Source organism: Verrucomicrobiota bacterium (assembly GCA_016871495.1).
Classification (GTDB): domain Bacteria; phylum Verrucomicrobiota; class Verrucomicrobiia; order Limisphaerales; family VHDF01; genus VHDF01.
Genome location: VHDF01000149.1, coordinates 1 through 5,939, shown reverse-complemented (window position 1 = coordinate 5,939; position 5,939 = coordinate 1). Strand labels below are relative to the sequence as shown.

General features: G+C 62.8%; 3 protein-coding genes. 1 reads left to right on the top strand and 2 read right to left on the bottom strand.

What is annotated here, in order from left to right; all coding sequences use genetic code 11:
- Window positions 1-1,267 precede the first annotated feature (1,267 nt).
- Window positions 1,268-1,627 carry a DUF2185 domain-containing protein gene (locus FJ404_19015; GenBank protein ID MBM3824943.1) on the top strand — a complete coding sequence of 120 codons (360 nt, stop codon included), beginning with the start codon at window positions 1,268-1,270 and terminating at the stop codon, window positions 1,625-1,627.
- 286 nt (window positions 1,628-1,913) lie between these two features.
- Here the strand turns inward: FJ404_19015 and FJ404_19010 are convergent, their stop codons facing one another.
- Window positions 1,914-3,299 carry a DUF1501 domain-containing protein gene (locus FJ404_19010; protein ID MBM3824942.1) on the bottom strand — a complete coding sequence of 462 codons (1,386 nt, stop codon included), beginning with the start codon at window positions 3,297-3,299 and terminating at the stop codon, window positions 1,914-1,916.
- 37 nt (window positions 3,300-3,336) lie between these two features.
- Window positions 3,337-5,939 (bottom strand): DUF1553 domain-containing protein (locus tag FJ404_19005; protein MBM3824941.1); only part of this gene is annotated, 2,603 nt, incomplete at its 5' end.

Sequence of the window (5,939 nt, the reverse complement as noted above, 5' to 3'; positions counted from 1 at the left end):
TCCTCACGCAAAGGACGCGAAGGACGCAAAGAAAACGTCGAGGGGAGAAGTTCCCTGGGACAGAGATCTCGGGTTGCCGCGCAATTCCCCCAGGTGTGAGACCGCCATATCCGGACCGCGCCGTTCATGGCGCTTCAACGTGGACAACCCATCCGCGTGGATTCCCAACCCGTCCCGAATAACGCTCCAGGCTTCCCCCGTAACGCAGACAGCCCTGTCTGCTGTGCCGCAGGCTGCCCAGCCTGCGAGGCGGTGCCAAGCCTATCGCCCCGCGATTCCCCCAGGCGCGCAACCGCAATCCTCGGACCGCGCCATTCACGGCGCCTCATCGTGGACAGCCTGACGAACTGGTTGGACCGAGAAGACTCGAGCAGGGTGGAAGTTCTCTTGGGACTTGGGCAGAGCTCTCGGGTTGGATTCTTTGTGGCGGGCGTGCTGAACGACTCGTCGCTGAGCTGCGACGTTCGGCGGAGAGCAGAAACGCCAACGGCGTTATGTCCTCGAGCCCGGGGTTGGCCCGCCGAGGCGGGGCTACCCCGGGGAACAAGGCCCCCACCGATCCCAACCCCAACGGGGTTGCGCTCGGCTTGGAAAGTTGCCTCGGGGCCTGTGACTCGCATGCTGCAACCCCATTGGGGTTGGATTTCACACACGCAGGTGATCCGGGGTAGGTCCGCGGGGACGCGGCACAACCCCGGGCTGAAGGACGGAATCCCGTTGGGATTCGAGACGAACCAGCCGACCTCGATCCATGCTCCTGCAAAGGTTTGCATCGAACGCGGAGATTCGGTGCTTGGCGGTCTTCGGAGAGGTTTTGGGGACAGAGCGATCGAGGCCGATGACCAGGTCGAAGAGCAGAGGAGTGTTCACGGATTGGAATGGAGTTGATGTTGAAGGCCTCCCGCAGGCTTGACCGAGCGACGGCAATAGAAAAGAGTCCTTCTAGAAGTAGAAACAGCCTCTGAGGAGCCGTTGGAGAGCCAAGCCCGTCCGGCAGGCCGGTCGATAAAGCTCATCCGGCTTCGCCCAGAGCTTCGCCGGGACAAAAAGTCGTTCAAGCGACTTGTTGTTCGCAGACCTCACCTGCCGCCGTGAGAAACCGGATGCGATCATGGCCTAGGATGGCAAAAGAGTTCGATCATGATTTCTGGAAAATATGATTTGGCGACGAGGTTGTTCACCGTTGGCGAGGTGTGAGCCTCGCTCCGCTCACCTCGCCAACCATCTACAACTTCGGATAACCTATATTGGTCGTTAGGCATCTCCCATGAATCCGCGCGACAAGGCATTCAAGATTCCCGGAGACCAGATTCGGCGGCTCATCCCAAACATGGGAGGTTGCTTCTCGTCGGACCGCATCACAGTGGACGGCGCACCGATTGGCTACATGTATCGCGAACAGCCAGACAAGGACGTCGACAGTGGTTGGCGGTTTTTCGCAGGAGACGAGTCGCAGGAGTATGCAGACACGCCCGGCAATTTCGCCATCCACGAGGTGAACACGATTTGCAATTACGACCCGGCCATCATTCCGTTTCTTGACGCGCCCTTTGGCTCGGCGTTCAGTCGAGTTCCCGGCACTGACAAATTCGAGGCAGAGGGGTTTACTGGAGGAGATGATGCCTAACCAGAGCTCTGAGAACCAGAACAACATGCGAGCTGCTTCGCTTCGCGAAGGCGCGAACGGCTTCTCCGTCCGCCTTCGGTTAGAAGCAGCGACGGCGGGACAAGTGCGCTCCAGCGCTGCTGAGTGGGTAGCGAGGGTCAGGCTGTGGCTGCAAGCGGGGAAGAGGACACCGGCAAGCGTCCCGTGGGCATCCAGTCGGGTTAATCACGACTGAAATGATGCCTTCCTTTAGATGGAGGGCCGATGGATGAGTCGCCGGGTGCTCGAGGTGTTGCTCGGTTGGACCTCAAGAAAGGACGGCTCTGACCACGTGGCCATGCACATCGGTCAACCGGTAGTCGCGGCCGCCAAACCGGTAAGTCAGACGTTCATGATCCAAGCCGAGCAGATGGAGCATGGTGGCGTGCAGATCATGGATCTCGACTTTGTTCTCAACCGCCTTGTAACCATAATCGTCGGTCGCGCCGTAGACCATTCCACCCCGGATGCCGCCGCCCGCGAGCCAGAGGCTGAATCCGAACGGATTGTGATCGCGGCCGTCACTTCCGCCCTGGGCAAATGGCGTGCGCCCAAATTCACCCGACCAAACGACCAGGGTCTCGTCCAGAAGACCCCGCGCCTTGAGATCCGTCAGGAGACCGGCGATGGGCTGATCGATCGCGAGCGCATTCCGCGAATGGTTCTTGCGGAGATCCCCGTGTGCGTCCCAACGCTGACCGCCGTGAGCGCGCGGGCAGGTCAACTCGATGAAACGAACGCCACGCTCCACCAAACGCCGCGCGACGAGGCACTGACGCCCATACGAACGGGTGTGCTCAAACGCGGCGTTCATCCCGTAGAGATTCCGCGTCGCTGCCGATTCGCCATCGATTTCGGTCGCTTCGGGCACGGCCATCTGCATCCGGTAGGCCAGTTCGGCATTGCGAATGGATGCCTCCAGCGCGTCCGGTCGGCCGAGATCGGCCATCGTGCCGGCGTCGAGTGCGCGCAACGCGGCGAGTTTGTTCTGTTGCCACCGCGCCTCTGCCTCCATCGGTTGCACGTTGGCCAGCGCCGGCGACTGATTGCGCAGCAGCGATGCCTGATAGCTCGCCGGCAAAAAACCCGCCGCAAAACAATCCACGCCCCCGGACGGAATCAGCCCGCCGTCGAGGACGACATACCCTGGCAGGTCCCGATTCTCCGAACCCAACCCGTAGGTGGCCCAGGCGCCCATGCTCGGCCGGCCCGCCATGCCGCTGCCGCAGTGCAGGAAATAGTTGGCGGCGTTGTGCTCGGAAAAGTTGGAAACCATGGAACGGATCACGCAGAGATCGTCCGCGCAACCGCCGACGAACGGAAACAAATCGCTCACCGGGAGACCGCTTCGCCCATACGTCTTGAAGTCCCACAGATTGCCTAGCACCGCACCGTTGTCTTCGAACTGGGTTGGCTCCATCTTCATCCCAAACCGCTTGCCATTTTCGCGCCTGAGCCTGGGTTTCGGATCGAAGCTCTCGACCTGCGACACTCCGCCATCCATGTAGAGAAAGATCACGTTCCTGGCTCTGGGCCGGTGATGGGATCCGCTGACCGGGTAACGGTTGGTCGTGGCGGAGGCTCCCTGGCTCGGGTTGGCGAGCAAGGCCGTCAACGCGAGGGCTCCAAAACCAAGCGACCCTTCGCGCAGCATTTGGCGCCGGGTCATCATGTGGAGAGGCCTTCGCGGGTCAGGGAACATGGATGAACTCCTTCATCATGAAAACAACATGACAGGCATCGGCCCACAAGGCCGGATCCAACCGCGCGGCGTCGCCGGACAATTCGCGCGCGGTTGCCTGCGTCCGGAGAAGTTCGAGCATCTGATCGAGTTCCGCCGACTTGGGCGGGCGCGCCAGGGCGTCGAGGAACAATTGCTCGATCCGGTCGCGGTCGGTGAGGCGGGACTGCTGCAGGCTTTTCCTGGCCCAGGCAGCGGCCAGTTGTTGAACCAGCGGATCGTTCATCAAGGCCAGCGCCTGGCCGGGGACGTTGGACCGGTTCCGCTGCCCCACGGTGGTATCCGGCAACGGCAGATCAAACGTCAGCATCCAGGACGAAAGAAAATTGCGTCGCGTCTCGAGGTAGATCGTGCGCCGCCGGTCGCCGTCCATCGGACCGCTCGCGTTCTTGACCCACATGCGATCGCCCATGAAGGGTGTGAAATAGGTTGGAACGGACGGGCCGAACTGAACGCGATTCAACGGCCCGGCGACGGTCAGCAGGCTGTCGCGAATAACCTCTCCTTCCAGGCGCCGGAGACGCATCCGATGCAGCAGCGCGTTGTCCGGATCGCGGGTTGTCGCCACGGGATCTTCCGACACGCTCGACATTTGAAACGCCCGCGTCAGGCACAGGGTCCGGATCAATCGTTTGATCGAACCGCCGTCCGCCCGAAAGGTCAGGGCAAGATGATCCAACAACTCCGGATGGGTCGGGGCCTGGCCCATGGTTCCCAGATTGTCGACCGTTGCCACCAGTCCGCGGCCGAACACGTGCGCCCAGACGCGATTGACAATCACCCGGTGCGTCAGTGGATTCGACTCGGCGAGCAACGAGTTCGCCAGTTCCAGGCGACCGCTCCCGTTGACCACGGAGGCTACAGCCGCACAAGCCATCGCTTCAGGAACGCGCCGGGACACCGGCGTTCCCGGAGTCTTGGGATCGCCGCGGACCAAGACGCGCGTGGGCTCGGCGCTGCCATCGGTCATGGCCAGCACGCGCATCGGCGGCGGCAAACCTTCCGAAGCCTTGCCGATCCGGTCGACGAGGCCGGCGATCTCCGCGGCCGACACCCCCCAGTCCACCAGCCGCTTCTTCGACAGCCAGGAGAGCAATTCGACGGAGGTTGCGTCGGGGCGTGGGCGAATCCACGCATCCATGGCTTCGTGAACTGCCGCCTCCAATTTTGCGGCCTGTTCCATGGAGGATTCACTCGGGGACAGTGCGATCAAGGGCGCGTTTTCCGGCGGTTTGGCGCTCATTGACAGCATGATGCGATCCAGGGCCACGAAGCCGTCGCCCGGATCGATGAGCTCAAAATAAGCCGGCCGCCCGATGTGCCGGTGAAGCCCGGAGGCGATGGAGTGCCAGGTGAACTGGCCGTCCGTGTTCACGTCGAACAAGGTCCGCTCGAACAGGAGCGGGTTAAACTCGCGCAAGCCGTAGCGGGAAATGATCAGGCGGACTTGTCCCGACCGTCCGGCGACACGCAGGTGAATGTTCGAATGCGTCAACGTGAAGGTGGGCGAACGCAGGGTTCCCTGCAGTGCCGTGGCAAATCGTCCGCTGTGCGCGACGTCCGGAGGCAGGAACTCGATCCCGCTGCCGTCCACCCGCCAGCGGCCGACCGCGACGGAACTCTGCCCCGAACCGAACGCCTGCCCGCTCGGGAACCACGTCTTGAAGTCTGAGGCTGGAAACGGCTCGTAAACCGGGTCGATCGAACCGCTGGAATGTTTCTCCTGCCCTACGGCGGGCTCCGACGGTTTCGACCCGGGCGCGGGCATTTTCGGGCTGGCGGATGAGTTCGAGTGCTCCCGTTCCAACGCCGCCCGCCAGAAGTGCAGGGGGTGGGAGGGCTTGTGCGCTCCGTCGGAGGTCAACTCCGTCATCCACGATTCCAGGATCGCGGCGCTCAGGCCGCGTTCGCGCGCCACCGCCGCGATCGGTCGCGCGTAGCGCGTGCGCCCCGCCTGGGGTGAATCGCTGAACACGATGTGGTCCACGTTGATGTGTCCCCAGGTGCTGTCGTCCTCGTCAATGATCTCCAGCGTCGCCTCCTTCCCGAGAAACTCCCGGACGTCCCACACCTTCGGCTCGAGCAGTTCGCGATTCTGCCCGGAGGCTTCGCGCACCTCGCGACCTTGCACCCGCAGGGCGAATCGGGCTTTCTTCGTCGGGATTCCCCCCCCTAACAGGAAGCTGATGTAGGGATAATCGACTCGGAACGGCGAGGAACGGAGCGCTCCTTTGGGCGCGTCCCCTTGGGTGAAGCTATTCGCCAGACGACGGCCCTGGAAGCCTTCCACGGCCTGCTGATTCGGGTGCTTGCCGGCGGCCGGCTCTGAGCCGAACGCGGTTCCCTCCACCTTCCATCGGGCATACGTGCCGTCCTCGAAATCCTCGAAAACCAGGTCCGGCCGCTGTTTCGTTCCGGCGTCGGTGGGACGGGGTGAACCGTGCAAAACCTCGCGCGCTGCCCCCAAGTAGGCCGCGATCCTGGGCCCGTCCGTCGCGCGCACGCGGGTCAGCGCCCCCCGCAACGTTTTGCTTTCACGAGTGTGCCGGCGGC